The following is a 26,446-nucleotide window of genomic DNA, read 5'->3' as shown; positions in this document are numbered from 1 at the left end:
GCTCAGGCTGCCGGTGTCACCGTGTTCTCGCCGCTGGCGAACAGCTCCACCAGCGTGCGGCGCAGCCAACGCTGCGCCGGCACGGTGTCATTGCGCTGGTGCCAGAAGAGCGTGATGGTGCGCGGGGGCGCCAGCATGGGCAACGGCATGGCGTGCAGATAGGGTGCATGCGGCGTCAGCGCGCCCAGGTGGCGTGGCAACACGGCGATCATGTCGGTGTGGCGCAGCATTTCGTAGGCGACGTTGTAGTGGTTCACCAGGGCCGCCACATCGCGCGACAGGCCGCGCGCCGACAGGTACACGTCATACGAAGGCGGGGTCTGCCCGCCGAGGCTGACATCGACATGGCGGGCTGAGAGAAAGGCCCGCGTGCTCAGGCGCTTCATGGCAGCCAATGGATGCCCGCGGCGCATGAAGCAGGCGTACTCGACCAGCCATAGCGAACGCGACCGGATGTGGCCCGGGTACTGGGCTTCGTTGATGTAGGCGCTGAGCACGCAGTCGGCGCGGTTGTCTTCGAGCTGGTCGGGAATGTCCACCACATTGTTGGGCAGGGTGCGCACGCGCGCCTGCGGGGCGGCCCGGGCTAACAGCCCGCATAAGGGAGGCATGACGATCCCTGCCGTGTAATCGGACATGGACAGGCTGTACTCGACCTTGGCGCGCGCCGGGTCGAAGGCGTCGGGATCCAGTGCGCCACGCATGCGGTCCAGGGCCTCGGCCAGTTCGTTCCAGAGGACGGCGGCGCGCTGGGTCGGCATGACGCCGTTGCCGGCGCGCACGAACAGCGGGTCTCCCAGGCTTTCGCGCAGACGCGCCAGCGCGTTGCTGACGGCGGGCTGGGTCATGAACAGAGCGTTGGCCGCGCGCGTCACGCTGCCTTCGGTCATCAAGGCTTCGAAGACCTTGAGCAGGTTCAGGTCCAGGGTGCGGAAGGTCATGGGAGAGTATTCACGCTGGTGATAGAGGGCATCATAACTATAAATTGGATTCATGAAATCCCGCGTGCCTATCATGCGCTTTCTCATCAAGTACGGCCTCAGCCGTCGACCACAGGGGAACCGCATGTCCATGATCTCGGCGCGGATCGAGCGCCTGCCTTTTGCGCGTTTTCACAAGCACCTGCTGCTGATGGGCGGCCTGGGCTACATGTTCGACGCCATGGACGCCGCCGTGCTGGCGTTCATCCTGCCGGTGCTGCGCACGGAGTGGGGCTTGAGCAGCGTGCAGATCGGCTTGCTGGGCAGCAGCACTTTCATCGGCTTTTTCTTCGGAGCGCTGCTGGCGGGCACACTTGGCGACCTGATCGGCCGGCGCGCGGTGATGATGTGGGCTTTGGCGCTGTATTGCGTGGCGTCGCTGGTCAGCGCCTGGGTGGACAGCTGGCCGCCGTTCTTCGCGGCGCGGGTGGTCGCCGGCATGGGCACGGGCGCCGAGAGCGCGATCATCGCCCCCTACCTGGCGGAGTTCGTGGCGCGGCGTTTCCGCGGCAGTTTCACCGGAGCGCTGGCGGGATTCTTCTCATTCGGCTTCGTCGCGGCCGCCTTGCTGGGCTATTTCATCGTACCGGCGTACCCCAGCGGCTGGCGCATCGTGCTGGTCATCACGGCGTTGCCGGTCGTGATGTTGCTGTGGTGGCGGCGGGCGCTGCCGGAGTCGCCGCGCTGGCTCGAAAGCCGGGGCCGGGAGCAGGAGGCGTCGGCCATCCTGGATCGGATCGAGTCGGACTTCGCGCGGCGCGGCCATGTGTTGGCGGAGCCACGGCCCGAGCCGGCCGAGCCTGCGCGCGGCGGCGGCAGTCTGCGAGGCAACTTCGCGCTGCTGGTCAGCGGCCGCCAGGCCCGCATTACCTACATGACCTGGATCATGTGGCTGTCCATCACCTTCAGCTACTACTCGTTCTTTGTCTGGATCCCGGGCCTGCTGGTCGAGAGCGGGATGAGCATCACCAAGAGCTTTTCGTATTCGTTGGCGATGTATTGCGCGCAGGTGCCGGGCTACTTCAGTGCGGCCTGGCTCAACGAGAAAATCGGCCGGCAGGCGACCATCGCCAGCTACATGCTGCTGGGCGGGGCCAGCGCGTTGGGACTGGCCTTGTCGCATAGCGACGGGCAGATCATGCTGGCCGGTGTGCTCATGTCGTTCTTCATGAACGGCACCTATGCCGGCGTATACGCCTACACCGCCGAAGTGTTCCCGACCGCTGTGCGCACCACGGGGGCGGGGCTGGCCTCGGCGATCGGGCGGGTGGGGGCCATCGTGTCGCCCATCCTGGTGGGTTTCCTGTATCCGAATTTCGGCTTTCTGGGCGTATTCGGCACCACCACGGTGACTCTGCTGCTCGGCGCGCTGGTGGTGGTGCTGATGGGCGTGCCCACGCGCGGCCGCTCGCTGGAGGAAATCGCCGCAGGAGGCGTGAAATGAGCGGTACTCGCGCGACTCACGCAGCCGTCATGCCAGCGCTGGACGCGCTGGCCCGCGCGCACGCCGAAGAGGCCCAGCCGCAGGCCGTGTTCGTGGCGGCGGACCGGGCGCTGGCCGCCACCATCGGCCATCGTCTGTTCACCATCCTGTCCTACGACCCGCGCACCGCCTTGGCCACGCGGCTCTACTCGAACCTGCCGGACGCCTATCCTGCCGGCGGCAGCAAGGCGCTGGACCCAGGACCTTGGACCGCGGCAGTGTTGGATCGGGGCGAGCCGTACATCGGCCGTACGTCCGCCGACCTGCAGGTGGTTTTCTCCGACCACGCGCTGATCGCATCGCTGGATTGCCAGAGCGTGCTCAACATGCCGATACGCTGGCGCGGCCGGACCGTGGGTTCGCTCAATCTGCTGCACGCGGCCCACTGGTACGGGCCGGACCAAGCGGCCGCGTGCCGGCCATACGCGCAACTGGTGCTGCCTGCGCTGTGCTGCGCCTGACGCTGCCGCGCGAACACATACTCAATCATCTTTTCCAAGCAATCATCATCCGAACCAGGGAACATCATGGAAAGCACTTTGTTCAAGAATGCCGCGCTGCTGGACCCGGCGCAGCCCGATCTATTGGGCGAGCACGATGTGCTGGTAGAAGACGGCCTGATCAAGGAAGTCTCGGACCGGCCCTTGTCGGCGGCAAAGGCGCGGGTCATCGACCTGAAGGGCAAGACCCTGATGCCTGGCCTGATCGACCTGCACGTGCACGTGATTGCAGTGCAGCTGAATCTGCCGCAGCAGATGGCCATGCCGAATGTGCTCGTGACATTCCGTTCCGCGCCCATCTTGCGCGACATGCTGCGGCGCGGCTTCACCACCGTGCGCGACGCGGGCGGCGCGGGTCATGCCTTCAAGCAGGCAGTGGAGCAGGGGTTGGTGCAAGGGCCGCGCCTGTTCGTTTCCGGCCGGGCCTTGAGTCAGACGGGCGGCCACGGCGACGGGCGCGCGCGTAGCGATTTCATGCCGGGAGATTCGCCATGTCCGTGCTGCGTGCGGGTCGGGGCGCTGGCGCGCGTGGCGGACGGGGTGGACGAGGTGCGCCGCGCCGTGCGCCAGGAGCTGCAGATGGGCGCGGACCAGATCAAGATCATGGCATCGGGCGGGGTGGCTTCGCCGACCGACCCGGTGGGCGCCTGGGGCTATTCGGAAGACGAGATCCGGGCCATCGTGGCCGAGGCTCGAGCTCGTCAGACCTATGTGCTGGCCCACGCCTATACCGCGGACGCGATCGCGCGGGCTGTAGGCTGCGGCGTGCGCACCATCGAGCACGGTAATCTGGTCGATGCCGAGGCCGCGCGGCTGATGGCGGACCATGGCGCCTATGTGGTGCCAACGCTGGTGACCTACGAGGCGCTGGCCTCGGAAGGCGCCGATCTCGGCCTGCCGGCGGACAGCGTGGCCAAGATCGCGCAAGTGCGCAATGCCGGCTTGCGGTCGCTGGAAATCTATCGCGATGCGGGTGTCGCCATGGGTTTCGGCACGGATCTGCTAGGGCCGTCGCACCGCCTGCAGAGCGAGGAGTTCCGGCTGCGCGCAGAAGTACTGGGGCCGCAGGCGGTGATCGCCAGCGCCACGCTGGTGGGCGCGGAGGTGCTGGGAATGCAGGGCAAGCTGGGCTGCATCGCACCGGGCGCGATGGCCGACCTGCTGGTGGTGGACGGCAATCCGCTGCGCGATGTGTCCTGCCTGCTGGGTCAGGGCGAGAGCATTCCGCTGGTTATGCAGGGCGGCAAGGTGCAGTTCGACGAAATGGCTGCCTGAGGCGTTGCGTGCGCCGGTCTTCCGGCCTAACGCGCGAACTTCAGCGACACGTCGACATGCGTGCCGCGGTCCAGATCGGCTCCAGGGGAGAAAGTGGATTCCGGCAGGCTCATCAGTTCCTGCCCGGTGTCCCCGGCCTCTATCCGCCGCGCGATGTCGTCCAGCAGAAGCGTGCGCGTGGCAAAGCCGTGGCCTCGCAGGTTCCTCGCGTACAACCGGTAAGTCAGGTTGGGCTCGGACCCTTTCATCACGCCCAGGTCGAGCACCGCGCCCTGTTCGTCACGCAGCAGCAAGCGTCCCGGCCGGGCGTAAATGCGGTAAATGCGCCAAGGCGATGAGATGGCTGCGCGCGAGGGTTGGAAATCCGTGTGCGCATTGTTTTTGCGTCCCCCGCTAGCCGGCGCCGAACTGTGGGGAAGAAACTTGACGCATGCATGGGCCAGGCGTGCGAAGGTTTTTTTTACTGCGCTCACGCGCTGCATGCCGGTTGAACTTTCATAGCCGTACTCCATTATGGCGATACGGCGAGGCGACGCGCGTTCAAAGCACCATTCGCGCAGCATACGCGTTCAATCCTTGACGGCGTGGGAAAAAGGCAAAGGCGTTACGTAATTGGGATGCTCGTTACGTATCAGCGGAAAATAGGCGGAAAGCCGGAAGTTAATGCTGCTGAAAATACCCGGAGCATCGGCCTATGTGTTAACGGGGTGGTAATTGGAAACGCGCATTGACTTTCGCCGACCCTGCACCCATAGTGGGTTTGAAGCTTTTCGAGCATCGAGATTTTCGTCCGGTCTTGCTCCCTTTCCGGGGCGCTTCATTGTTCGCGGTCCTTTCCTTGACTGGCTCATCCACCGTCGCGGGCGCAGCCTCGCATTTAAAAGGAAGGACTCATGGAAACCGGCATAGTCAAATGGTTCAACGACGCCAAGGGCTTCGGCTTCATCATGCCCGAAAACGGCGGCAAGGATCTGTTCGCGCATTTCTCCGAAATCGTCAGCGACGGCCACAAGGTGCTGGTCGAGAATCAGCGCGTCAGTTATGTGACCGCGCAGGGCGCCAAAGGGCCTCACGCCACGCAGATCCGCGCTTTATGAGTAAAGGGCCGCAAGGCCCTTTTATCAAGTAGGGGGTTTCATGTTTCACAACAATATGGTCTACAAGGGCTATCGGCTGACAGCCAGCGTGTCGCGGATTTCAGTCGGAGGCTCTGGACGGCCTGCGTTTACCGCCACGGTGGCCGTGGAGCTCGCGGGCAACCAGGACAAAACGGGCGTATCCCACGCCGTGCCTTTGTTTGCTTCGGGCGGCTTCGTTTCCAGTCCGGGCATGGCGGTGGACGCCGCGATCCATCATGGCCGCGTCGTCGTTGACGCGCACGCCCGGCCTGCGTGAGCCGCCAGCCGCGCCTCAGCCCTTCAGCCCGATGCGTCGCGCCAGCTTGTGCAGATTGCTGGCATCCACGCCCAGCGCGCGCGCGGCGTGGGCCCAATTACCTTGATGCGACTCCAACGCCCGACGGATGGCCTGCCGTTGGCAGGCATCGACCGCTTCCCGTAGCGTCTGATCCGGACCGGCGGGCGTGTCGGCATCGTCCTGCGGCGCCGCCACGGGCATGTCGCCATCGGACAAGTCCAGCAGCTTGGCGCCCAGCGTCACGATCTCGTTGCGTGTGGCGCCATGGCTGACGGCCTTGATGGCGGCGCGGCTGATGACGTGTTCCAGTTCGCGCACATTGCCGGGCCAGCGGTAGCGGCGCAGCATGTCCTCGGCTTCGGGCGACAGCCGGAGGCTGCGCAGGCCCAGGCGCGCGCGGTTCAGTTCCAGGTAGCGGCCGGCCAGCAGCAGCACGTCGTTGCCGCGGTCGCGCAGCGGTGGGATGGGGATGGGATAGACGGACAGCCGGTGATAGAGGTCGGCGCGGAAATCGCCCGCGCGCACCAAGTCGCGCAAGCTGCGGTTGGTGGCAGCCAGGATGCGCACGTCGACGCGGCGCGGGCGGTCGTCGCCCAGGCGCTGGATTTCGCCGTTCTGCAGGGTACGCAGCAGCTTGGCCTGCACCAGCAGCGGCAGTTCGCCCACTTCGTCCAGGAACAGCGTGCCGCCGTTGGCGGCCTCGAAGCGGCCTGGGCGGTCCGCGACCGCGCCTGAGAACGCGCCCTTGGCGTGGCCGAACAATTCGCTTTCGGCCAGCGATTCGGGCAGGGCGGCGCAGTTCACATGCACCAGCGGCTTGTCGCGGCGGCGTGACAGGCGGTGCACGCGATGCGCGAACAGTTCCTTGCCCACGCCGGTTTCCCCCAGCAGCAGGATAGGTAGCTCCGAGTCCGCCACCACCTGGATTTCGTGCAGCAGGCGGCCGATGGCTTCGCTTTGCCCCAGGATCTCGTTGTTGTCGGCGACGGCGCTGTCCGCCGGTTCGGCGCCGCGCGCCACGCGCAGCGCCCGGATTTCCGCTTCCAGCCGTGTTGTGCGCAAGGCGGCTTCCAGCAGCACGATGTAGTCGCGCAGATCGGATTGGGCCTCGGCGTCGAAGGTGCCGACTTCCAGCGCGTCCAGCGTCAGCACGCCCCAGGGCCGGCCTTCGATGTGCAGGCTGGTGCCCATGCAATCGTGCACCGGCAGCGGTTCGCCCGCCATGCCGTTGATCAGGCCGTCATAGGGATCGGGCAGGGTGCTGTCGTGGTGAAAACAGGTAACGCCGCGCCGCGCCAGGATGGCCGCCAGCCGTGGATGCTGCTGCACGGCGAAACGGCGGCCCAGGGCGTCCCGCGTCAGGCCGTCCACCGCGATGGGGCGCAAGTGGTCTTCTTCCAGTTGCAGCAGGGCCACGGCGCCGCAGCGGAAGTGGGTGCGCAGGCTGGACACCAGCCGCTGCAGACGGACTGCGGGAGGGAGATCGGCGACCAGATCGGCAAGCAGCAGGTTTTGCATGGGTGAATTTTACCGTCCCGGGGTGGTTTGAACCGTGGTTTTCCAGGGTCATATTCACCCTTTAATTTGCAATTCATTGATAAATAGCAAGTTTTTCCTGGCACGGTTTTCGCATTAGCTCCAGTACCCGTCACGAACTATGGAGAGACGCGATGAGCATGGTTGAGCAATCCCTGGGGCAATTGGCCCGCAGCATCCCTGGCGCCACGCAGGTGTTTCATGAGTACCAGCTGGATTTCTGCTGTGGCGGCAAGAAGAGCCTGGCCGAGGCGGCGGCTCAGCGTTCGCTGGACGCGGCGCAGATCGAGGCGCGCCTGATGGAGCTGGCGCGCACCCCGTCGCAGGAAACGGATTGGGGCCTGGCTACGCCGGCCGAACTGGTGGACCACATCCTGGCGCGCTACCACGAGGTGCATCGCCAGCAATTGCCCGAATTGATCCGGCTGGCGCTGAAGGTGGAGCAGGTGCACGCCGACAGCCCCGACTGCCCGACCGGCCTGGCCGACCACCTGCGCGTGATGCAGCAGGAACTGGAAAGCCATATGCAGAAAGAGGAACAGGTGCTGTTCCCGATGCTGGCCCGCGGCCATGGCGCCATGGCGACCATGCCCATCATGGTCATGCGCACGGAGCATGACGACCATGGCGTGGCGCTGGAACGGCTGCTGGCGCTGACCAACGACATCACGCTGCCGCGCGCCGCCTGCAACACCTGGCGGGCGCTATACCTGGGCCTGCGCACCTTCAAGGAAGACTTGATGGCGCACATCCACCTGGAAAACAACATCCTGTTCGAGAACGCGGCCAATCCCACGGCGCATGCGCGCAATTGAACGGGGCTGCGGACCGGTTCCGCAGCAAACCGCGAGCGGGGCGTCGGCCCCGCTGCTTCCGTACGGAAATCCAGGCATGAACATCGATAAATTCAAGCAGCAGCATGTGGACATCCTGCAGGGCATTGCGTCCCTGCGCCGGTTGGCGCATGCGGGCGTGGCCCGCAACGCGGCCGAAATCGCGCGCGGCATTGTGTCCATGAGCGCCACGATCAAGCTGCACCTGGCGGTCGAGGACCGGGCGCTGTATCCGGCGCTGGCGCGCAGCGACGATACTGACCTGGCACAGGCGGGCCGCGCATTCCAGCAGGAAATGGATGCGATCGCGCGCAGCTACGAGGCATTTGCGCGGCGCTGGAACAATGCCGGCAGCCTGGAGCTGGACGAAGCCGGCTTCCGGGCTGACGCCAATACGGTGCTGCGCCGCGTCCATGAACGCATGCAGCGCGAGAACCGCGATCTCTATCCCCGCATCGAGGCGCTGTAGCGGCTAGCGGCGTTCCGGCGGAATGCCGTCCAGGCTGCGCCGCAGCGCCTCGTGCGCGGCCAGGTCGACCGGGCGGTGCTTGCGCTCCGAGCTGGCCGGGTACTTGCCCAGGAAATTCCCGCCCTTGCGGTCGCTGGCGGGACGGACCGGGCGGGGCGTGAAGCCGCCGCCGCAATTGGGGCAGACGTTGCCCAGCAGCCCCTCGGCGCAAGCGGCGCAGAAGGTGCATTCAAAGCTGCATATCCGGGCGGCGGCGGAGTCTGGCGGCAGCGCCGTATCACAGTGTTCGCAACTGGGTCGCAAGGCAAGCATATGGGCTCCTGGGGCAAGAGACGGGTCCAGGCGCCAGGGTAGGCCGGGACGTCCGGCGGCGCCATCGGGGTTACGGACAGAAAAGAAGTGAAAACGGCCAGGCGCACAGCGTTTGGCGGACGGTGGCCGCCTGTACACTCGAAAATCCTTTTGAGGGACAGGGGATACTTGATGGCCGGAAGCAGCTTCTTCGCACTGTTCGACGATATCGCGACCATATTGGACGACGTGTCCGTGATGACCAAGGTGGCGGCCAAGAAAACGGCCGGCGTGCTGGGCGACGACCTGGCGTTGAACGCCCAGCAGGTCAGCGGCGTGCCGGTCAACCGGGAACTGCCCGTCGTCTGGGCGGTGGCCAAGGGCTCCTTCATCAACAAGCTGATCCTGGTGCCGGCGGCGCTGCTGATCAGCGTGTTCGCGCCTTGGGCGGTGACGCCCTTGCTGATGCTGGGGGGCGCATTCCTTTGCTATGAGGGCGTCGAGAAGCTGGCGCATAAGTTCCTGCCGCACGGCGATTCGGACGAGGGCAATCACGCGGCGCGCGCCGAAGCCCTGCAGGATGCGTCGGTGGACATGGTGGCCTTCGAGCGCGACAAGATCAAAGGCGCGATACGCACGGACTTCATCCTGTCGGCGGAAATCATCGTCATCAGCATGGAAGCGGTAGCTGACGCGGATTTCACCCGCCAGGTGCTGGTGCTGTCGATCATCGCCATCGCGATGACGGTCGGGGTCTACGGCTTGGTGGCCGGCATCGTCAAGCTGGACGACCTGGGCCTCTACCTCAGCCAGAAGTCTTCCCAGGCCACGGCCTGGCTGGGCCGGCGCATCGTGGGCGCGGCGCCCTATCTGATGAAGACGCTTTCGGTGGTGGGCACCGCCGCCATGTTCATGGTGGGCGGCGCCATCCTGACCCACGGCATCCCGCCGGTGCAGGCCGCCGTCGACCAGGCCGCCGCCGCGGTGGGCGGGGGCGGGGTGGTGCAGGCGCTGACGGCCACGCTGCTCAACGCCTTGTTCGGCATCGTGGCCGGGGCCGTGGTGCTGGGGGTGGTCAGTCTAGCCAAGCGGCTGTTCAAGAAGGGCTGAAGCGAGGAAAGGTTGAAACGCGCAGGCGCCGTCCCGCAGAGCGGGCCGTGACTGCGCCATCCAGGGAGCGCCGAGGCGCTCTTTTTTACGCCCCTAGGGAATCCCCTGCCTTGTTGCGCCGGAATACGTGCGCCTAAAATTGGCGCCAATTTATGTGATCATTATTTCGACCACCGGCATAAACCATGCGTCCGCCCGCGCGGCCATGGAAACGAGGAAACCATGCAGTCCAACGCAGCACTCGCCATCCAGCCCGACGCCGCCCGCGCGCGGGCCATGTACGACCTGGGCCACAGCACCGTCTTTGCCGCCCGCTCCGACCCGCGCTTTTCCTATTGCACCTATGTGCCGCCGCACATCGACAGCGCCAGGCATCCGATGCAGCTGGTGGTGATCATGCACGGCACCGGCCGCGCCTTCGTGGAATACCGCGACGCGTTCGCGGAGTTCGCCCGCTGGAACGACTGCATCGTGCTGTGCCCGCTGTTCCCCGTGAGCCCGCTGGGCGACGGCAACCGCGACGGCTTCAAGCAATTGCGCGAAGGCGACATCCGCTATGACGAGATCCTGCTCGACATGGTGGCGGAAGTGGGCGAGAAGTTCGGCTGCGACTTCAAGAAGTTCGGCCTGTTCGGCTACTCGGGCGGCGGCCAGTTCGTGAACCGTTACGCCTACCTGCACCCGGAAAGCCTGTGGGCGGTGTCGATCGGCGCGCCGGGCTCGGTCACGCTGCTGGATCCCAGCCAGGATTGGTGGGTGGGCGTGCGCGACGCGGAGGCCCGTTTCGGCAAACGCATCGACATCGAAGCGCTCAAGCAGGTGGCGGTGCACATGATCGTGGGCAAGGCCGACCTGGAAACCTGGGAAATCACCCATCGCGAAGGCGGCAAGTTCTTCATGCCCGGCGCGAACTCGGCGGGCAACACGCGCCCTGAGCGTCTTGAGTCGCTGCGCCGTTCGTTCGAAGCCCAGGGCGTGAACGCGGTGCTGGACGTGGTGGAAAACGTGCCGCACGACGGCTTGAAATGCGTGGGCCAGGTGCAGGACTTCCTGGCCGCCGCCTTGCGCAAGCTGCGACATGAAGGCAACTGAGACCGGCGGACGCGGCGCTTGCGGGCATCCGCGGGTCCGCGACCAGGAATAGGAGAGGGGCATGCTGCGTTTCGCGCTATCCCGTATCGTCATGGCCATACCGACACTGCTGATCGTGGCGGTGGCGGTGTTCGTGATGATCCGGCTCATACCGGGCGATCCTGCCCAACTGCTGCTGGGAGACCTGGCAACGCCGGCCGCGCTGGCCGACCTGCGGGCGCGGCTGGGGCTGGACCAGACCTGGCTGACCCAGTTCGGCATCTGGTTCGGCAATATGCTGCACGGGGATCTGGGTTCGTCCATCAACACCGGCCAGCCGGTGTTGCCGCTGGTGTGGGACCGCTTCCTGATCAGCGGCCGCGTGGTGCTGGTAGCGGTGCTGTTCGCCGCGCTGGTAGCGGTGCCGGCCGGCATGATCGCCGCCTGGAAGCAGAACAAGGCGCCCGACCTGTTCCTGGTGGGCGCGGCCACGCTGCTGGTGTCCATTCCGACCTTCTGGCTGGGCCTGCTGCTGCTGATCTTCTTCGGCCTCAAGCTGCAATGGCTGCCGGTGGTGGGCTATGTCTCCATCGGCGAGGACTGGAAGGCCGGCCTGCTGTACCTGGCCATGCCCATCCTGACCCTGTTCCTGCATGAGATCGGCGTGCTGATGCGCATGGCGCGGGCCAGCACGCTGGAAGTGCTGCGGCTGGACTACATCACCCATGCGCGCGCCAAGGGCCTGTCGGAATCCGCGGTGCTGATGCGCCATGCGTTCCGCAACGCCTTCGGCCCGACCTGGACGCTGATCGGCCTGGTGCTGGGCAACCTGTTGGGCGGCATTGCGGTGGTGGAGACCGTGTTCACCATTCCCGGGCTGGGACGCCTGCTGGTGGACTCCATCTTTGCCCGCGATTACCCCGTGATCCAGGGCTGTCTGTTGTTCGTGGGCGTGGTCTACGTGATCGTGAACCTGTTCATCGACCTTTGCTATCCCCTCTTTGACCCGAGAGTGACCGCCGAATGAAAAAGCGAATTGCAGCCAACGCGCTACTGGGCGGCGCGATCGTGGCGCTGATGATAGTGGCGGCCGTCATGGGCGCTTTCTGGACGCCGCATGATCCGCTCAAGATCAACTTCGTGGCGCGGCTCAAGCCGCCCGGCGGCGAATTCCTGCTGGGCACGGACGAGTTCGGGCGCGACGAGCTGTCTCGCCTGCTGGCCGGGGCGTCCAGCAGCGTCTGGATCAGCCTGCTGACCGTGACCTTCGCCATCGTCGCGGGCACCCTCATCGGCACGCTCACGGGCTTTGTGCGGGGCTGGACCGACCGCATCATCATGGCCTTCAACAATGCGCTGCTGGCATTCCCGGGGCTGCTGCTGGCCTTGGGCCTGCTGGCGGTGGTGGGCGCCAACAAGTACGGCATCATCCTGGCGCTGGGCCTGGCTTACACGCCTTCGGTGACGCGCATCGTGCGCGGCACGGTGCTGTCGCTGCGCGAGAAGGAGTTCATCGAATCCTCGCGCGTGCTGGGCAATTCCGAGCTCTACACCATGTTCCGCCACGTGCTGCCGAATTGCGTGGCGCCGCTGACGGTGCTGGCGACCTCCATGTTCGGCTGGGTCATCCTGGCGGAAAGCGCGCTGTCCTTCCTGGGCCTGGGCGTGCCGCCTCCCGCGCCCACCTGGGGCAATATGCTGGCCGCCGCCCGGCCGTTCATGGCGCAGGCTTCCTATCTTTCCATTCTTCCCGGCCTGGCCATCGCGCTCGCGCTGCTGGGAATCAATCTGCTGGGCGATGCGGTGCGAGACCGTTTCGATCCCCGCATGAGGGGCGTGCAATGAGCGCACTGGTATCGGTATCGAATCTGTCGCTGACCGTCGGCCACGGCGGCCGCGAGATCGTCAGCGGGGTGTCCTTCGAGGTGGCTCCTGGCGAGATGGTCGGCATCGTCGGCGAATCCGGCAGCGGCAAGACCCAGGCCGCCCGCGCCATCATGGGCCTGACGCCATCGCCGCTGGTAGTGGCGGGCGGCTCCATCAAGTTCGAAGGCGTCGAAGTGACTCAGGCCTCGCCGGCTGCGCTGCGCAAGCTGCGCGGCGCGCGCATCGGCATGGTGTTCCAGGAGCCGATGACGTCGCTGAATCCGTCCATGCCCATCGGCCGGCAACTGGACGAGGGCTTGAAGCTGCACCGCAAGGACCTGTCCACGGCGGCGCGCCGCGAACGCATCCTTGAAATGCTGCGCCGGGTTGGCATCCGCGACCCCAAGGGTGCGATGGAAGCTTGGCCGCACGAGTTCTCCGGCGGCATGCGCCAGCGCATGATGCTGGCCTCCGTGATGTTGCTGGAGCCGGCGCTGCTGATCGCCGACGAGCCCACCACGGCGCTGGACGCGGTGGTGCAGCGCGACGTGCTGGAACTGATGGTGGACCTGACGCGCGAACACCACACCGCAGTGCTGATGATCAGCCACGACCTGCCGATGGTGGCGCGCTACACCGAACGCATGGTGGTGATGCAGCACGGCAAGGTGCTGGAAACCGGCGCCACGGCCGCCATCCTGGAACGGCCGCAGCATCCCTACACGCGCAAGCTGCTGGACGCCATGCCGCGCCGGCTGCCGGCGCGCCAGCTGGGCAAGGAGGCGCCGATCGTCGAGGTCAAGAACCTGGTGGTGGACTACGCCGGGCACCAGCGCTTGTTCTCGCGCACCGGCGCCAAGCGCGCGCTCAACGGCATCGACCTGCACGTCAAGCCGCGTGAGGTGGTGGCGGTGGTGGGCGGTTCGGGTTCGGGCAAGACCACGCTGGGCCGGGCCATTGCCGGGCTGCTGGCGCCGACCTCGGGCCAGATCCTGTTCCGCGGCCAGCCCGTGAACCGCCGTTCGGCCTCCTGGCGCGACTACCGGCTGAATTGCCAGATGGTGTTCCAGGACCCGTACTCCTCGCTGGACCCGCGCATGACCATAGGCCAACTGGTGGGCGAAGGCCTGCGCATGCTGGACGACATGCCGGCGGCAGACAAGCGCCGCCGGGTGGACGAGGTGCTGGCCGAAGTGGGCCTGGGCTCCGAATACGCCAAGCGCTATCCCCACGAAATGTCGGGCGGGCAGCGCCAGCGCGTGGCGATCGCCCGCGCCATCGTGCGCCGTCCGGCCTTCGTCATTGCCGACGAACCGGTGTCCGCGCTGGACGTGACTGTGCGCGCGCAGGTGCTGGACCTGTTCGCCGACTTGCAGGAGCGCCACGGCTTTTCCTGCCTGTTCATCAGCCATGACCTGGGCGTGGTGGAGCAGGTGGCCGACCGCGTGGTGGTGATGCGCGACGGCGGCATCGTCGAGCAGGGCTCGCGCGACGCCGTGTTCGACCAGCCGCAGGAGGAATACACCCGCAGCCTGCTGTCGGCGATTCCGGCGCTGGAATCCACCGAAACCGGTGGCGTGCGGCTGCGTTGGCGGCTGGACCAGCAGGAGCCGTTGCGGGCCAGTGCCTGAGGGGCGGGTTTCCCAGGGGGCGCTGGCGCCGTCCCCCGGGATACTTACGCATAAAATACGCGCTTCGGATTTGATAGACGGGAGTGGTCCATGCCGAAATCGGCAACGGCACAGCCCGGCCTGGTTGATCGCATCGCCCACGATATTCAGGCGGGTGTGTACGGTCCCGGCGCCTGGCTGAAACAGATCGACCTGCAGGAACGCTACGACGCCAAGCGTCTGGACGTCCGGCGGGCGCTAGACCAATTGGCCGCCAAGCGGCTGATCGCGCACATCCCGAACCGGGGCTATCACGTCTATGCGATGGACCCGGACCAGCACCTGCAGATCCGCGACATCCGCATCCTGCTGGAAACGGGCGCGGCGGCGGACCTGATGCCCAACGTCACGGCGGCCAAGGTGCGCGCCTTGCGCACCCTGGCCGAACGCTTCGCCAAGCTGCTGCAGGATGGCACGCTGCTGGAGCAGTACGAGGTCAACCTGGCTTTCCATGCGGGCATGTATGACATGTGCCGCAACCGGGAATTGACCGCGCTGATCCAGGAAACCCGGGCCCGCGGCCCCGCGGCGCCGGCCAAGGAATGGGTGACGCGCTCGCGCATCGAGATTTCCGCGCGCGAGCACTTCGACATGGTCGAGGCGCTGGAAGCGCGCGACGTCAAGCGCCTGCAGAAAATCATTGCCCAGCACGTGGGGCAGGATATCTCCTGAGACGTTTTCCGCGACTCGCGCTACGCACATGCGGCGGCCTCCTGAAACAGGGCCGCCGTTTTTCATTCCGGCGCCGCTTTCAGGGATACCCCCGATAGCGGCGTGGCGCATTCCGCCCATAATGAGCAGCTAATTTTGGCGCCAATATATGCGTGAATTTTGCGCCGCACGCCGGGGAGTCTTTGCATGCACCACGTTTTCGTACCCAGAGCGCTCGCGCTCAGCCTGGCGCTGGCCGCCGCCGGTTCGGCCCAGGCCGCGCTGCTCACCATTGCCCAGCCGGCCGACATCCGCTCGACCAACCCCGGCGTCAACCGCGACAACACCACCGACGGCGTGGTGCTGAACATCGTGGAAGGTCTGGTCGGCTACCGCGAAAACGGCACCGTGGGCCCCTTGCTGGCCAAATCCGTGGATCTGTCGGAAGACGGCCTGACCTATACCTTCAAGCTGCGCGATGGCGTCAAGTTCCACAACGGCGCCACGCTGAGCTCGGCCGACGTGATCTGGAACTGGCAGCGCTACATGGATCCCAAGACGGATTGGCGCTGCCGCAGCGACTTCGACGGGCGCAACGGCCTGAAGGTGACGGACGTCTCCGCGCCCGACCCGCAGACCGTGGTGATGAAGGTGGACCGCAAGTCGGCCGTGTTCCTGGATTCGCTGGCCCGCACCGACTGCGGCATGACGGCCATCATCTCCAAGGATTCGGTGGCGACCGACGGTTCCTGGATCAAGCCGGTGGGTACCGGCCCCTACATGTTCAAGGACTGGAAGCGCGGCGAATACACCTTGCTGTCCGCCTTCAAGGATTACGCCTCGCCTGGGGGCGACAAGCCGGACGGCTACGTCGGCTCCAAGCGTCCGCTGGTGGAGGAAGTGAAGTTCCTGGTCGTTCCCGATCCTTCGACCTCGAAGGCCGGCTTGCTGTCGGGCGCCATCGACGCCGCGCAGATCACCAACACCGACGTGGGCGAACTGAAAAGCGCGAAGAACCTGGCGGTGTTCAGCCCGCATGACGCCGTCAAGCACGTGCTGCTGTTCCAGACCGAGGATCCGGTGCTGAAGAACGTCAAGATCCGCCAGGCCATCGCCGCGTCGCTGGACATACCGCAGGTCGTGGCCGCAGCCTCGGAGGGCCTGGGCCAGCTGAACAACTCCGCCGTCTATGCGGGTTCGGCCTATTACAAGGATGCGGAAAAACGCGGCTACAAATACGATCCGGCGCGCGCGCAGCAATTGCTGAAGGAAGCCGGCTATAAGGGCGAGCCCGTGGTCATCTACGCCAACAAGCGCGCCCACGTGCCCAGCTACCAGGTGGCGGTGATCGCGCAGGCCATGATGCAGTCCGTGGGCATCAACGCCAAGATCGAGGTGCTGGAATGGGCCACGCAGCTGGACCGCTACAACACCGGCAAGTACCAGATCAGCTCGTTCTCGTTCTCGTCGCGCCTGGACCCCTCGCTGAGCTTCGAGCAGTTCTCGGGCGACAAGGCCAAGCAGCCGCGCAAGGTCTGGGACGATCCCGCGGCGCAGAAGCTGATCGATGAGAGCTTCCTGGAATCCGATCCGGCCAAGCGCCAGGCGCTGTTCGACCAGCTGCATGCCCTGATGCTGGAACAGACGCCGATGCTGATGCTGTACAACGGCGCGGACGCCTGGGCTTCCAGCAAGCGCGTCGAAGGATTCTCGGTCTGGGAAGGCAAGCCGCGGGCCTGGGAGACCAAGGTCCGGGACGGCAAGTAAGGCGATTGTCCGCAAGGAGGAACGATATCGGCCCTGAGCGTGAACTCAGGGCCGATGTCATGCGGACGGCGCGCGCGGCTTTGGATTCCGCGGGGACTGCCCTCAGTCGAGCTTGACGCCCGCTTGCTTGATCACGGCGGCCCAATCCCGGACTTCGGCGCCCAGGAACGTGCTCAGCTCGGCCTGTGTGGACGGGGCCAGGATCAGGCCCTCGTCGGCAAAGCGCTTGCGCAGCTCGGCGTTGGTCAGCACTTTCTCCAGCGCGGGTTGCAGGCGCTGCACCACTTCCGCGGGCACGCCCGCAGGCGCCATCAGGCTGTACCAGGTGGTGGCTTCCAGCCCCTTCACGCCCTGCGAGGCCGCGGTCGTCACTTCAGGCAGGGCAGGCGACTTTTCCTTGCCCGTCACCGCGGCGGCGCCGACCCGGCCGCCCTTGTACTGCGGCAGCATTTCCACCACCTGCGTCACGCCCATGCTCAATTCGCCCGAGGCCACTGCCAGCAGCACCGGCGCGCTGCCCTTGTAGGGCACGTGCACCAGCTTGCCGCCCGTGGCCAGGTTCAAGACTTCACCCGTCAGGTGGGTGATGCTGCCCGCGCCGGACGAGCCGAAGGTCAGCTTGCCCGGATCCTTGTTCGCCAGCGCGATCAGCTCTGGCAGGTTCTTCGCCTGCAGGCCGGGATTGACCGCGAACACCAGCGGACTCTTGCCCACCAGCGTGATGGGCGTGAAATCCTTCACCGGGTCGTAGTTCAGGTTCGGATACAGGCTGGGCGCGATCGCCAGCGTCGACACGTTGCCCAGCAGCAGCGTGTAGCCGTCCGGCTCCGCGCGCGCCACCGCATTGGTGCCGATGGTGCCGCCCGCGCCGGCGCGGTTTTCCACGATGACCTGCTTGCCCAGCGTGTCGTTCAGCTGCTGCGACAGCGCGCGCGCCAAGGTGTCGGCCGCGCCGCCGGGCGGGAAGGGCACGACGATGCGGATGGGCTTGCTGGGATAGGCGTCGGCGTGCGCTGCCGGGCTCAGGCCCAGCGCCAGCAACCCGGCCAGGGCCGTGGCCAGCAGGCCGCGGCGATTGATTTTCTGGTACTTCGACATGCTGCTCTCCTGATGAGAAAACGGGGGCGATGCAGAAAACGAATCAGCGCGCGGCGCCTTCGGCGGCCGGATGGTGCGCATGCCAGTGGCGCGCGATGTCGGCGCGGCGGCAGACCCAGACGTCGCTGTGCGCCGCCACGTGGTCCAGGAAGCGCGCCAGGCCTGCCGCGCGTCCGGGCTGGCCGACCAGCCGCAGATGCAGTCCCACGGACATCATCTTGGGAGCCGTGGCGCCTTCCTCGTACAGCATGTCGAAAGCATCGCGCAGGTACTCGAACAGGTCCTGCCCCGTGGCCATGCCGCCGCGGATGAACTTGGCGTCGTTGTTGGCCAGGCCGTAAGGCACCAGCAGGTGGGGCTTGCCGCCGACCTGGGTCCAGTAGGGCAGCTCGTCGTTGTAGGTATCGGAGTCGTAGAGGAAACCGCCTTCCTCGGCCAGCAGCGCGCGGGTGTTCAGGCTGGGGCCGTAGCGGCAATACCATCCCAGCGGCCTGGAACCGACCGTGCGGGTCATCGATTCCACCGTGCGGCGGATGCGCTCGCGTTCCTCTTCCAGTGTCAGGTTCTGGTGCCGTTCCCAGCGCCAGCCGTGCGCACAGACGTCATAGCCCGCCGCCTTGATGGCCTCGCAGACTTCGGGATTGCGCTCCAGCGCCAGGCCGCAGCCCAGTATCGTGGCCGCCATGCCGCGTTCCTGCAGCAGGCGGTGCACGCGCCAGAAGCCGATCCGGCTGCCGTACTCGAACATCGACTCGGCCGCCAGGTCGCGCCCCGCGAAGCCGCCCGCGCCGCCCTCGGTCAGCCCGGTCTCGGATTCAGCATCGCCGTCCGGCACCGAAGGCTCGCCGCCTTCCTCGTAGTTGATGCACAGGTTCAGCGCCAGGCGCGCGCCGCCCGGCCATTTGGGATCGGGCGGGTTAGCGCCGTAGCCGACAAAGTCGCGGCGCAAGTGCGGATGATCGGTAGTCATAGCGGGGCTAGCCATCGGTGAGGAATCAATCGGAAAGCGAAACCAGGGCGTGCGGAGCTGGCGCCTGCCAGAACTCGTCGTCATCGCCGCGGCCGGTCTGGCCCATCAGGACCAGGAACTCCGCCGGCCCCCGCAACACGGTCAGGCCGTGATGCCAGGTGCCCACGCGGTAGCACACGCCCTGGCTGCCGGTCGCAAGAAACGCTTCCAGCCGCGCCATGTCGGGCAGATCGTCGGCCCCGGTAGGCGCCACCACCACCAGATAGGGTGAGTCCGTCAACGGCACGAAACTCTGCGCGGCATAGCGATGGCGCTCCATCAGCCGGATCTCGACCGGCCCCGGCGGCGCTGCTTGCACCCGGCTGACCCAGCTTGCGTGCCGCACGACTTCGGGCCCATGCCGCATCGGCTCGGTCAGGTAATGGCGCCGCTCCGTGCCCTGATGCGCGATCACTTCGCCATAGGGCGCGAACGCCTCGGGCGTAAGCAGCCGCGGGCGGATCATGCGCGGCGAACCACTCATGTCACGCGCCATGGTTCAAATATCCCAGCGAATTCACATAGCTGCGCCGCACGTTCTCCAGATGCGCCGCCATAGCCTGCCGCGCGCGGGCCGATTCGCCCGACAACAGCGCCTGCACGATCGCCAGATGTTCTTCGCGCGCCTGCACCTGCCGCTGCGGCAAGCGCTCCACATCGCACATCCGCACCTGCCGCCGCGTCGCCGTGATCATGGTCGCCAGATTCCGGTTGCCGCAATACGCCGCCACCAGATCGTGCAGCGCGTTATCGACCTCCCAATCCGACTTCTCATCCGCCGTCTTCGCATCCAGCAAGGCCTGCAGCCGCGCCCGCAGCCCCTCCAGCGGCTCCGCCGGAATCCGCCCGGTCGCCATCGCCGCCGCCTCGCTCTCCAGCAGGCTGCGGATCTGCAGCAGTTCCAGCAGATCCGTCACGCCAAACGAGCGCACCACGATGGACCCGTTGGACAGCCGCTCCAGCATCCCTTCGCCCAGCAGCCGGTTCATGGCCGCGCGCAAAGGCGTACGCGACACCTCCAGCTCATCCGCCAGCCGCCTTTCCTCCAACACTTCCCCCGCCGGAATCCGGCGCGAAACGATCTGGTCCAGCAGGGTTTGATAGGTACGTTGTGTAGCGTTCATGTGTGTTGCAGCGTAAGAAAAAGGCGCGAACGACAGAGACTCCCAATTGCCGTCCCGCGCAATGGATGAGAAGGTACCCCGCTGGTATCCCAAAGAGATACCAGTAGTATCCCTAATGGTTATTACCAGCCGGCCGGCGCTAGCCCAGGTGGCGACGGAGTCGAAAAGCGGGACAGGGAAGGAAGAACTGCCCAGGGTAGAGGGCAGGCCGCGCGTGAATGCGCGAATGTCAAATGCGAACGGAAATCCGAGGGAGGTACAACGAAGAGGAACAACGAACGCGGAATGACGAAGAACGGGAAAAAGCCAGAATCAACACCCGCGCGCAAGCGCAAATCACCACGACGCCCCACCACCACGTAAGCTGCTTGCGGCCGCCTGCGCGGCCGCAAGCAGCGGGCCCCGCAAATCTCTCCACCACCCACCGGCCTGACGGCGCGACAAGCCAAGATGAAGGCAGCCCGGCGGCGCGGGCCCTGAGGCTGCGAGCAACCTCGATGCGCCCGAGGGAATCGGAAGGAGCCGCCGCAGGCGGTGACGACGATGACGACGGGGCAGTCCGGAGCGAAGGCTCCGGACCGCAATCGTGGGCGCGAGCAGCCTCAGGGCCCGCGCCGCCGGGCGACCTACGAAGACAACACCTGCCGCAGCAAAAACAGCAAAGACAACGAAGACAATATCAAGGCGCCGCAACCCGCTCCACTTCCCATGCCCGCGGCTTCTTAACCGCCCAAGGCTGATACCCCCTGATATCCGCCCGATAAGCCCCAATATCCAACCCGTTATACAAAGGAATACTAGGCACATCCGCCAGGAACAGCTTATGCAGCTGATCAAACGAAGCCTGCCGCTTCGCATGATCCGTATCCGACGACGCCGCCTCGATCAGCTTCTGCGCCTCCGGATTGTCCCAAACCTTGCGCGGCTGCTTCGCCTTATCCCCCGTCACCATCTCGTAATTCAGCGCCGCATCCAGCCGCGCAGAATAAGGGAAGGTCATCATCTGGTAAGTGCCCGCGTTATAGCGGTCCAGCTGCGTCGCCCACTCCACCACCGACAACTGCGCATTGATGCCAACCGCCTGCAGCATCGCCTGAATGATGACCGCGGAGTTATACGACTGCGGATAGCGCTTGGTCGTCAGGATCGCAAGTTCCTGCCCCTTGTATCCGGCTTCCTTCAACAGCTTCTGCGACTGGGCCGGATCGTAATTCCAGCCCTGCTTCTGCGCCGCGTCGTAGTAGGGCGACACCAGCGGCACAATCGAATTGTTCGGCTGCGCCAGGCCTTCCGTCACCGCCGCCGCCAACTGCTGGTAATCGATCGCGTGGGCCAACGCCTGGCGCATCTTGGGATTGGCCAGCACCGGATCCTTGGTCTGCATCAGCAGCGCCGTCATGCTCATCACCGGCGCATGCGCCACCTTGACGTTCGGCGTGCCTTGCAGCACCGGCACGTCGCTATTGGACACGTCCTCGATGATGTCGATATTGCCCCGCTGCAAGGCCGCCTTGGCGGTGGAGTCGTCCGGCACGATCAGGAAGCGTACCTCGTCCACCAGCGGCCGCTTCGATCCCGTGTAGCCGTCGCGCTTGCCGTCCAGGTTTGAATAGCCCGCGAACTTCGTCAGGCGTATGTACTCGCCGCGCTTCCATTCCGCCAGCTCGAACGGACCGGTGCCGATGGGCTTGTCCCAAGCGCCGTCCGCGCGCACCGAATCCTTGGACAGGATGCCGGTGCCGCCGCAGTCGGCGCGCGCCAGCGTCGCCAGGAACAGGCTGCTGGGCTTTTCGATGTGGTAGACCACCGTCTCCGCGTCCGGCGCTTCCACGCCCGTGACCTTGACCGTGCCACGTCCGTCGAATTCGCTGGCGCAGCGCCAGCCCGAATTGGCCGTGGTGTAGTGCTGCCAGGTCCACAGCACGTCGGCCGAGGTCATGGGCTTGCCGTTATGGAACTTGATGCCTTCGCGCAGCTTGAAGGTATAGGTCTTGCCGTCCGGGCTGATGTCCACCGACTTGGCCAGCAGCGGGCGGACCTCGGCGTCCTCGCCATAGGCCACCAGGCCCTCGACGATGTGCAGCACCACCGCGTCGCTATTGCTGTCGCGGTTGACGCCGGGTTCGGTGGAGCGGATGTCGGCCGTGAGCGAGATGCGCAGCGGCGGGGCGGATTGCGCCCAGGCCGCGCCGGCCACGGCGCCCAGCGCCAGCGCAACCGCGGCGCTCAATAGATTTTTATTCATCGATACGTCTTCCTGGGGTTGCGCGGGCGCGCCGCGTCAGGCGGCAGCCAGCAGTTCGGGTTCGGCGCTCAGGCTGTAGCGGGTGAAGCTGCGGTTCAGCGCCGGCAGCGGCGCGACTTCCATCAGGCCGGCCTCGGGCTCCATGATCACCATCGCCACCGTGGCCGACAGGTTGTCGTGGCTGCCGGGGCGCGGCGGACGGCAGACGGAATAGGGTGCGCCGAAGTCGTCGAACAGCGCGCGCTTGAGGTCTTCGCGCGTCAGCTTGGACTGCTCGTTCAGCAGCCGGCGCACGCGCCAGTCGCGATAGGCGCTTTCCGGCGTGCTGGCGCGGCCGGTGTCGCGCAGCTTGGTTAGGGCCACGTCGCTGACCCAGTGGTTGGCGTGGACGATCAGGTCGTCGCTACCCGGGTAGATGGGGAAGGCTTCGTCGGTGGTGCATTCATAGTCCACGCCGAAGCCCGCGGCCATGCCGATCATGATGTTGTTGGAGCAGGACTTGGGCGTGGTCGCCACGGCCTTGATCGCCAGCGCGAAGTGTTCCTGTTCCAGCACCTTGCGGCGGATCAGTGACAGCGGCACGCCCAGCTGGCGGAAGTCGCGGTCGGATTCCAGGTAGTTGGCGGTGATCGATACGCCGGCGCTGTTCAGGCCGCTGCGCGCCAGGCCGCCGGCTTCGACGAAGGTCAGGATGTCGGGGCCGTTGTCGTTGCGCACGCGCAGCACGATGGCGGTCTCGGCGCATTCCGCGCGCCAGTCCCAGTTCTGCCCATGGATCAGACGGCCATTAGCCGAACGCGTCGGCAGGATCAACGCGCCGGTGCAGCCGTCGCCCGGCTCCAGTTCGGCGGCCTTCTTCTTTTCGGCGCGGGCCTTGGCGATGACTTCCGTGCGCGCGTTCACCATCACGATGTCTTCGAAAGGCACGTCGGCGCCTGCCGCAATGCCGCGCATTTCTTCCAGGTAATGCGGCGCGAAGTTCTCGATCTCGCGGGCGAAGCCGTTGATCAGCTGGGTGCGCGCCATGGCGTCATAGCCCAGGTCGACCAGGGTCTGGCCGTACATCTTGGCGCTCTTGCGCACGCGATCAGCGGCTTGTTGGCCGTAGGAACGGCCGCGGGCCTCGGGTGCGCCCGAAACCGATACGAAGGGAAATTGGGTGATCTGGGTCATGGACATAGGGCGGCGCGCCGCGCCGCAATCTGGGGTGGGAATTGGATGGCGAAAAAATGTTAGCTTATTTTGGCGCCAATATTGCTCAGGGTTTACCAGTGCAAGGACGCCATGGGCGTCCTGCGTTCAGCGCGCATGGGGGGAGGCGGCCAGGTCGGCGCAGGTCTTGAAGTTTGCGCCCGCGGCGCGGAAGCGCTCCAGCAGTTGCTCGACTTTCAGCAGCCTTGCCGCGCGGCCGACGCCGTTGTCGGCGCGCGGGTGCAGGGTCAGGCAGGCATAGCCTTCGGCCGCAAGCAGCGCGTCGCCCTGTTCCACCCAGTGCGCATAGGCCCGGTCCTGCGTCACGCGGCGGCTGAAATGGGTGGCGTCGCACAGGCCTTCGCTCCAGGGCAGCTCCACCATGCCGGGCCCGCCGTCCGCGTCCAGCATGTAGGGGGCGTCGTCGTCGATCGCGCTGCTGTCGTAGCGGTAGCCGAGTTGGTGCAAGAGCGGCACGGTGTTGGCGGTGAACCCGCTGGCGTAGCGGAAGCCTTGCGGCGCCGAGCCGGTCAGTGCGGCCAGCCGGTCTCGGGCCCGTTCCAGCACTTCGCCTTCGCGTTCGCCCAGCGCCGGCAGGTCTTCGTAGGCATTGCCCTGCGAGGCCGCTTCGTGGCCGTCGCGCAGGCTTTGCTCCAGCAGGCCGCGGCAGCGTTCGGCCTCGAACACCGGCCAGAACAGCGTGGCGCGGATGCCCTGGCGGCGCAACATGTCCAGCACGCGCGCCAGGCCGCCGCCATAGGTGTAGCGGCCATGCGCATCGCGGCCGTGCAGCGAGGCTTCGGGCTGGGTCGCGGCTTCGGGGCCGATGCCCTGCACGTTGATGGTGACCAGTACGGTTTTGTCGACGCTCATGCGCTTCTCCAGGCGTCGGGGCGGGCAAGGCAGTGGTGCGCCAACGCTGCCAGCGTCATCACGTGCACATCGGGCTGGGCGGCCAGATAGGCCAGGAACCGGTCCAGCGCCGCGGCGCGGGCCGGCGTGCCCGAACCGCCGGCGGCCTTGGGATGCACGGTCAGGTGCACATAGCCTTCGGCCTGGCGCAGCGCCTCGAACTCCTGCACCCAGTTGTCGTAGGCTTCCGCCGCGAGGCTGTGGCCCGAGAAATAAAAGGGGTAATCGTCCAGCGACACCGTGTTGTTGGGCAGCATGATGAAGTCCGCCGCGTCCGCCGGCAGGTAGGGGCGGTCCTGGTCCTTCTCGCTGGCGTCGTAGCAATAGCCCAGCCGCCGCAGCGCAGGCAGGGTGCGGTGGCTTTTGCGGCCCGAGGGCGAGCACCAGCCCACCGGCGTCACGCCCAGCTCGCGCTGGATGATGCGGTGGGTCTGCTCCAGCAGCGCGGGCTCGTCCTCGCCCAGGTCCCAGGCTTCATGCAGATAGCCATGCGCGGCGATTTCATGGCCTGCTTGCAGGATGTCGTGGAAGGTGGCCGGGTAGCGCTCGACGTCGTAGCCGCAGGCGAAGAAGGTGGCCGGCATGCCATGGCGCGCCAGGATCTCCAGGTGCCGCGGCACGCCGCGGCGGATGGCATAGCGGCCCGCGGTATGGGGACCGGCCGGGAACTGCTTGCGGCCGACCTCGACGGCGGGGCCGTCCACGTGGACGGTGACGCACACCACCGCGCGCACCGGTACTGCGCCCGCGGCGCGCAGGCCTTGCGCGCGCAGCTCGCGGTCCAGCGGCAGCCAGGGATTGGAGCGGGCGTCCAGCGGGACGCCATAAGGTATGCGTTGCATCAGGTGGCCTTGATGTTGGCGGTCTTGATCAGCGTGCGCCATTTCTCGCTTTCGGTGGCGACGAAGCGGCTCAATTCCTGCGGCGTGCTGCCGTGCAGTTCCAGTCCGTTCTGCGTCAGTTGCTCCATGGCGGGCTGCTTGAGCGCGCTTTGCACGGCGCCGTTCAGCGTCTGGATGATGGCGGCGGACGTGCCCGCGGGCGCGAACACGCCGTTCCAGCCTATGGCCTGATAGCCGGGAAAGCCCGACTCCGCCACGGTGGGCACCTCGGGCAGCGCCTGCGCGCGCTGCGCCGAGGTCACCGCCAGCGGCCGCGATTTACCGCCCCGGATGAATTGCTGCTGGTTGATCACCACGTCCATCAGGATGGGGAACTGCCCGCCCAGGAAGTCGTTGACGGCTGCGGCCGCGCCCTTGTACGGCACGCCGGGCAGGTCCAGTCCGGCGGTGGCCTTGAGCAATTCCATGGCCAGATGCGCGGAGCTGCCGTTCTGCGTGATGCCATAGAAATACTTGCCCGGATTGGCCTTGATCAGGGCGACCAGCTCCTGCAGCGTGCGCGCCGGAAACGACGGATGCACCACCAGCACGTTGTTGTAGTAGCAGACCATGGACACCGGCTCGAAGTCCTTGACCGGGTCGTAGCCGATGTTCTCGTACAGGCTCTGGTTCACCGTGTGGGTGCCGGTGGACCCCAGGGCGATGGTGTAGCCGTCGGGCGCGGAACGCGCGGCCTGCTGGGTGCCGATATTGCCGGCCGCTCCGCCCTTGTTGATGACGACCACGCTTTGCTTGAGCGCCACGCCTATGCCCTGGGCCAGCGGGCGGGCCACCAGGTCGGTGCCGCCGCCGGCCGGGAAGGGCACGATGAACTGGAGGGCGCGTTCGGCCGGATAGCCGGCCGCCCAGGCGCGGCCGGGCCGGGCCAATGCCGCGCTGGCCAAGGTCGCGGCCGAAGCCCCCAGGAAATGCCGGCGGCTGATGCCGCCCTTGGTGCCGCAAGACTGCTTCATGGATATTCCCCTTGTGTTTTCCGCAGGCGCAGAGGCGTGCTGGCGCCGCCCTGCTCCTTGCTTGAATATCATTATTCGATAAAAAATAATTCAA

Annotated in this window: 27 protein-coding genes; 14 read left to right on the top strand and 13 right to left on the bottom strand. The window is 66.2% G+C overall.

The window, feature by feature from the left end; genetic code table 11:
- Positions 1-2: 2 nt before the first annotated feature.
- A complete protein-coding gene (locus AC3WOB_RS10110; protein ID WP_492274869.1) occupies positions 3-941 on the bottom strand; it encodes a LysR family transcriptional regulator in 939 nt (312 codons plus the stop codon).
- A gap of 124 nt (positions 942-1,065) precedes the next feature.
- Here AC3WOB_RS10110 and AC3WOB_RS10105 point away from each other — a divergent pair, with 124 nt between their 5' ends.
- From AC3WOB_RS10105 to AC3WOB_RS10095, 3 genes are all read left to right on the top strand, one after another.
- Positions 1,066-2,424 carry an MFS transporter gene (locus AC3WOB_RS10105; protein WP_454667984.1) on the top strand — a complete coding sequence of 453 codons (1,359 nt, stop codon included), beginning with the start codon at positions 1,066-1,068 and terminating at the stop codon, positions 2,422-2,424.
- Positions 2,421-2,924 carry a GAF domain-containing protein gene (locus AC3WOB_RS10100; protein WP_492274868.1) on the top strand — a complete coding sequence of 168 codons (504 nt, stop codon included), beginning with the start codon at positions 2,421-2,423 and terminating at the stop codon, positions 2,922-2,924. The genes AC3WOB_RS10105 and AC3WOB_RS10100 overlap by 4 nt, the downstream gene beginning before the upstream one ends.
- Positions 2,925-2,990: 66 nt before the next feature.
- Positions 2,991-4,238, top strand: a complete 1,248-nt coding sequence (locus tag AC3WOB_RS10095; protein WP_207473340.1) for a metal-dependent hydrolase family protein — start codon at positions 2,991-2,993, stop codon at positions 4,236-4,238.
- A gap of 26 nt (positions 4,239-4,264) precedes the next feature.
- On the opposite strand, the gene AC3WOB_RS10090 is transcribed toward AC3WOB_RS10095, so the two are convergent.
- Positions 4,265-4,711, bottom strand: a complete 447-nt coding sequence (locus AC3WOB_RS10090; protein ID WP_492274961.1) for a hypothetical protein — start codon at positions 4,709-4,711, stop codon at positions 4,265-4,267.
- A 420-nt stretch (positions 4,712-5,131) separates the two neighbouring features.
- Here AC3WOB_RS10090 and AC3WOB_RS10085 point away from each other — a divergent pair, with 420 nt between their 5' ends.
- Both AC3WOB_RS10085 and AC3WOB_RS10080 read left to right on the top strand, forming a co-directional pair.
- Positions 5,132-5,335 (top strand): cold-shock protein, encoded by a 204-nt coding sequence (locus AC3WOB_RS10085; protein ID WP_006217928.1) that lies wholly within the window; start codon positions 5,132-5,134, stop codon positions 5,333-5,335.
- Between the two features lie 40 nt (positions 5,336-5,375).
- The gene (locus AC3WOB_RS10080; protein WP_013392096.1) at positions 5,376-5,633 is read left to right on the top strand and encodes a hypothetical protein; all 258 of its coding nucleotides are present in this window, start codon (positions 5,376-5,378) and stop codon (positions 5,631-5,633) included.
- A 15-nt stretch (positions 5,634-5,648) separates the two neighbouring features.
- On the opposite strand, the gene norR is transcribed toward AC3WOB_RS10080, so the two are convergent.
- Positions 5,649-7,172, bottom strand: coding sequence for a nitric oxide reductase transcriptional regulator NorR (gene norR / locus AC3WOB_RS10075; RefSeq protein WP_492274867.1), 1,524 nt, complete (start codon positions 7,170-7,172; stop codon positions 5,649-5,651).
- A gap of 152 nt (positions 7,173-7,324) precedes the next feature.
- Here norR and ytfE point away from each other — a divergent pair, with 152 nt between their 5' ends.
- Positions 7,325-8,005, top strand: coding sequence for an iron-sulfur cluster repair protein YtfE (gene ytfE / locus AC3WOB_RS10070; protein ID WP_013392098.1), 681 nt, complete (start codon positions 7,325-7,327; stop codon positions 8,003-8,005).
- 76 nt (positions 8,006-8,081) lie between these two features.
- Positions 8,082-8,492, top strand: a complete 411-nt coding sequence (locus AC3WOB_RS10065) for a hemerythrin domain-containing protein (protein ID WP_013392099.1) — start codon at positions 8,082-8,084, stop codon at positions 8,490-8,492.
- A gap of 3 nt (positions 8,493-8,495) precedes the next feature.
- Here the strand turns inward: AC3WOB_RS10065 and AC3WOB_RS10060 are convergent, their stop codons facing one another.
- On the bottom strand, positions 8,496-8,804 hold the full coding sequence (locus AC3WOB_RS10060; RefSeq protein WP_492274866.1) for a DUF1272 domain-containing protein: 309 nt from the start codon (positions 8,802-8,804) through the stop codon (positions 8,496-8,498).
- A 171-nt stretch (positions 8,805-8,975) separates the two neighbouring features.
- Here AC3WOB_RS10060 and AC3WOB_RS10055 point away from each other — a divergent pair, with 171 nt between their 5' ends.
- The 7 genes from AC3WOB_RS10055 (at position 8,976) to AC3WOB_RS10025 (ending at position 16,918) form a co-directional block, all read left to right on the top strand.
- Positions 8,976-9,893: a DUF808 domain-containing protein gene (locus tag AC3WOB_RS10055; RefSeq protein WP_013392101.1), complete on the top strand. Its 918-nt coding sequence runs from the start codon at positions 8,976-8,978 to the stop codon at positions 9,891-9,893.
- Positions 9,894-10,115: 222 nt separating this feature from the next.
- Positions 10,116-10,985 carry an alpha/beta hydrolase gene (locus AC3WOB_RS10050; protein ID WP_492274865.1) on the top strand — a complete coding sequence of 290 codons (870 nt, stop codon included), beginning with the start codon at positions 10,116-10,118 and terminating at the stop codon, positions 10,983-10,985.
- A gap of 61 nt (positions 10,986-11,046) precedes the next feature.
- Positions 11,047-11,991 carry an ABC transporter permease gene (locus AC3WOB_RS10045; RefSeq protein WP_013392103.1) on the top strand — a complete coding sequence of 315 codons (945 nt, stop codon included), beginning with the start codon at positions 11,047-11,049 and terminating at the stop codon, positions 11,989-11,991.
- Entirely contained in the window at positions 11,988-12,809 is an 822-nt protein-coding gene (locus tag AC3WOB_RS10040; RefSeq protein ID WP_013392104.1) for an ABC transporter permease, read from the top strand. The genes AC3WOB_RS10045 and AC3WOB_RS10040 overlap by 4 nt, the downstream gene beginning before the upstream one ends.
- Positions 12,806-14,461: an ABC transporter ATP-binding protein gene (locus AC3WOB_RS10035; protein WP_492274864.1), complete on the top strand. Its 1,656-nt coding sequence runs from the start codon at positions 12,806-12,808 to the stop codon at positions 14,459-14,461. Before AC3WOB_RS10040 ends, AC3WOB_RS10035 begins: the two co-directional genes overlap by 4 nt.
- Before the next feature lie 90 nt (positions 14,462-14,551).
- Positions 14,552-15,172 carry a GntR family transcriptional regulator gene (locus AC3WOB_RS10030; RefSeq protein WP_492274863.1) on the top strand — a complete coding sequence of 207 codons (621 nt, stop codon included), beginning with the start codon at positions 14,552-14,554 and terminating at the stop codon, positions 15,170-15,172.
- Between the two features lie 186 nt (positions 15,173-15,358).
- Positions 15,359-16,918: an ABC transporter substrate-binding protein gene (locus tag AC3WOB_RS10025; protein WP_492274862.1), complete on the top strand. Its 1,560-nt coding sequence runs from the start codon at positions 15,359-15,361 to the stop codon at positions 16,916-16,918.
- Between the two features lie 102 nt (positions 16,919-17,020).
- On the opposite strand, the gene AC3WOB_RS10020 is transcribed toward AC3WOB_RS10025, so the two are convergent.
- The 9 genes from AC3WOB_RS10020 to AC3WOB_RS09980 all read right to left on the bottom strand — a co-directional run bounded on the left by AC3WOB_RS10020 (position 17,021) and on the right by AC3WOB_RS09980 (position 26,352).
- A complete protein-coding gene (locus AC3WOB_RS10020; RefSeq protein ID WP_492274861.1) occupies positions 17,021-18,016 on the bottom strand; it encodes a Bug family tripartite tricarboxylate transporter substrate binding protein in 996 nt (331 codons plus the stop codon).
- A gap of 43 nt (positions 18,017-18,059) precedes the next feature.
- Positions 18,060-18,986: an allantoinase PuuE gene (locus AC3WOB_RS10015; RefSeq protein ID WP_492274860.1), complete on the bottom strand. Its 927-nt coding sequence runs from the start codon at positions 18,984-18,986 to the stop codon at positions 18,060-18,062.
- Between the two features lie 25 nt (positions 18,987-19,011).
- Positions 19,012-19,509, bottom strand: a complete 498-nt coding sequence (locus AC3WOB_RS10010; RefSeq protein ID WP_492274859.1) for an ureidoglycolate lyase — start codon at positions 19,507-19,509, stop codon at positions 19,012-19,014.
- A gap of 1 nt (position 19,510) precedes the next feature.
- On the bottom strand, positions 19,511-20,149 hold the full coding sequence (locus AC3WOB_RS10005; RefSeq protein ID WP_492274858.1) for a GntR family transcriptional regulator: 639 nt from the start codon (positions 20,147-20,149) through the stop codon (positions 19,511-19,513).
- 679 nt (positions 20,150-20,828) lie between these two features.
- Positions 20,829-22,394, bottom strand: coding sequence for an ABC transporter substrate-binding protein (locus AC3WOB_RS10000; protein WP_492274857.1), 1,566 nt, complete (start codon positions 22,392-22,394; stop codon positions 20,829-20,831).
- A gap of 36 nt (positions 22,395-22,430) precedes the next feature.
- Entirely contained in the window at positions 22,431-23,567 is a 1,137-nt protein-coding gene (locus AC3WOB_RS09995; RefSeq protein WP_041655186.1) for a C45 family autoproteolytic acyltransferase/hydrolase, read from the bottom strand.
- 126 nt (positions 23,568-23,693) lie between these two features.
- Positions 23,694-24,458, bottom strand: a complete 765-nt coding sequence (locus tag AC3WOB_RS09990) for a polysaccharide deacetylase family protein (RefSeq protein ID WP_492274856.1) — start codon at positions 24,456-24,458, stop codon at positions 23,694-23,696.
- Positions 24,455-25,339, bottom strand: a complete 885-nt coding sequence (locus AC3WOB_RS09985) for a polysaccharide deacetylase family protein (RefSeq protein ID WP_492274855.1) — start codon at positions 25,337-25,339, stop codon at positions 24,455-24,457. The genes AC3WOB_RS09990 and AC3WOB_RS09985 overlap by 4 nt, the downstream gene beginning before the upstream one ends.
- Positions 25,339-26,352 (bottom strand): Bug family tripartite tricarboxylate transporter substrate binding protein, encoded by a 1,014-nt coding sequence (locus tag AC3WOB_RS09980; protein WP_492274854.1) that lies wholly within the window; start codon positions 26,350-26,352, stop codon positions 25,339-25,341. The genes AC3WOB_RS09985 and AC3WOB_RS09980 overlap by 1 nt, the downstream gene beginning before the upstream one ends.
- Positions 26,353-26,446 lie beyond the last annotated feature (94 nt).

The sequence above is a fragment of the Achromobacter sp. FW305-C-30-7 genome, from assembly GCF_058783105.1.
This window is presented reverse-complemented; position numbering and strand designations above follow the sequence as displayed.

What these genes read in the sequence shown, in the direction of transcription:
- AC3WOB_RS10110 (WP_492274869.1), bottom strand. Translation starts at nt 941, where the DNA reads ATGACCTTCCGCACCCTGGACCTGAACCTGCTCAAGGTCTTCGAAGCC.
- AC3WOB_RS10105 (WP_454667984.1), top strand. Translation starts at nt 1,066, where the DNA reads ATGTCCATGATCTCGGCGCGGATCGAGCGCCTGCCTTTTGCGCGTTTT.
- AC3WOB_RS10100 (WP_492274868.1), top strand. Translation starts at nt 2,421, where the DNA reads ATGAGCGGTACTCGCGCGACTCACGCAGCCGTCATGCCAGCGCTGGAC.
- AC3WOB_RS10095 (WP_207473340.1), top strand. Translation starts at nt 2,991, where the DNA reads ATGGAAAGCACTTTGTTCAAGAATGCCGCGCTGCTGGACCCGGCGCAG.
- AC3WOB_RS10085 (WP_006217928.1), top strand. Translation starts at nt 5,132, where the DNA reads ATGGAAACCGGCATAGTCAAATGGTTCAACGACGCCAAGGGCTTCGGC.
- AC3WOB_RS10080 (WP_013392096.1), top strand. Translation starts at nt 5,376, where the DNA reads ATGTTTCACAACAATATGGTCTACAAGGGCTATCGGCTGACAGCCAGC.
- norR (WP_492274867.1), bottom strand. Translation starts at nt 7,172, where the DNA reads ATGCAAAACCTGCTGCTTGCCGATCTGGTCGCCGATCTCCCTCCCGCA.
- ytfE (WP_013392098.1), top strand. Translation starts at nt 7,325, where the DNA reads ATGAGCATGGTTGAGCAATCCCTGGGGCAATTGGCCCGCAGCATCCCT.
- AC3WOB_RS10065 (WP_013392099.1), top strand. Translation starts at nt 8,082, where the DNA reads ATGAACATCGATAAATTCAAGCAGCAGCATGTGGACATCCTGCAGGGC.
- AC3WOB_RS10060 (WP_492274866.1), bottom strand. Translation starts at nt 8,804, where the DNA reads ATGCTTGCCTTGCGACCCAGTTGCGAACACTGTGATACGGCGCTGCCG.
- AC3WOB_RS10055 (WP_013392101.1), top strand. Translation starts at nt 8,976, where the DNA reads ATGGCCGGAAGCAGCTTCTTCGCACTGTTCGACGATATCGCGACCATA.
- AC3WOB_RS10050 (WP_492274865.1), top strand. Translation starts at nt 10,116, where the DNA reads ATGCAGTCCAACGCAGCACTCGCCATCCAGCCCGACGCCGCCCGCGCG.
- AC3WOB_RS10045 (WP_013392103.1), top strand. Translation starts at nt 11,047, where the DNA reads ATGCTGCGTTTCGCGCTATCCCGTATCGTCATGGCCATACCGACACTG.
- AC3WOB_RS10040 (WP_013392104.1), top strand. Translation starts at nt 11,988, where the DNA reads ATGAAAAAGCGAATTGCAGCCAACGCGCTACTGGGCGGCGCGATCGTG.
- AC3WOB_RS10035 (WP_492274864.1), top strand. Translation starts at nt 12,806, where the DNA reads ATGAGCGCACTGGTATCGGTATCGAATCTGTCGCTGACCGTCGGCCAC.
- AC3WOB_RS10030 (WP_492274863.1), top strand. Translation starts at nt 14,552, where the DNA reads ATGCCGAAATCGGCAACGGCACAGCCCGGCCTGGTTGATCGCATCGCC.
- AC3WOB_RS10025 (WP_492274862.1), top strand. Translation starts at nt 15,359, where the DNA reads ATGCACCACGTTTTCGTACCCAGAGCGCTCGCGCTCAGCCTGGCGCTG.
- AC3WOB_RS10020 (WP_492274861.1), bottom strand. Translation starts at nt 18,016, where the DNA reads ATGTCGAAGTACCAGAAAATCAATCGCCGCGGCCTGCTGGCCACGGCC.
- AC3WOB_RS10015 (WP_492274860.1), bottom strand. Translation starts at nt 18,986, where the DNA reads ATGACTACCGATCATCCGCACTTGCGCCGCGACTTTGTCGGCTACGGC.
- AC3WOB_RS10010 (WP_492274859.1), bottom strand. Translation starts at nt 19,509, where the DNA reads ATGAGTGGTTCGCCGCGCATGATCCGCCCGCGGCTGCTTACGCCCGAG.
- AC3WOB_RS10005 (WP_492274858.1), bottom strand. Translation starts at nt 20,149, where the DNA reads ATGAACGCTACACAACGTACCTATCAAACCCTGCTGGACCAGATCGTT.
- AC3WOB_RS10000 (WP_492274857.1), bottom strand. Translation starts at nt 22,394, where the DNA reads ATGAATAAAAATCTATTGAGCGCCGCGGTTGCGCTGGCGCTGGGCGCC.
- AC3WOB_RS09995 (WP_041655186.1), bottom strand. Translation starts at nt 23,567, where the DNA reads ATGACCCAGATCACCCAATTTCCCTTCGTATCGGTTTCGGGCGCACCC.
- AC3WOB_RS09990 (WP_492274856.1), bottom strand. Translation starts at nt 24,458, where the DNA reads ATGAGCGTCGACAAAACCGTACTGGTCACCATCAACGTGCAGGGCATC.
- AC3WOB_RS09985 (WP_492274855.1), bottom strand. Translation starts at nt 25,339, where the DNA reads ATGCAACGCATACCTTATGGCGTCCCGCTGGACGCCCGCTCCAATCCC.
- AC3WOB_RS09980 (WP_492274854.1), bottom strand. Translation starts at nt 26,352, where the DNA reads ATGAAGCAGTCTTGCGGCACCAAGGGCGGCATCAGCCGCCGGCATTTC.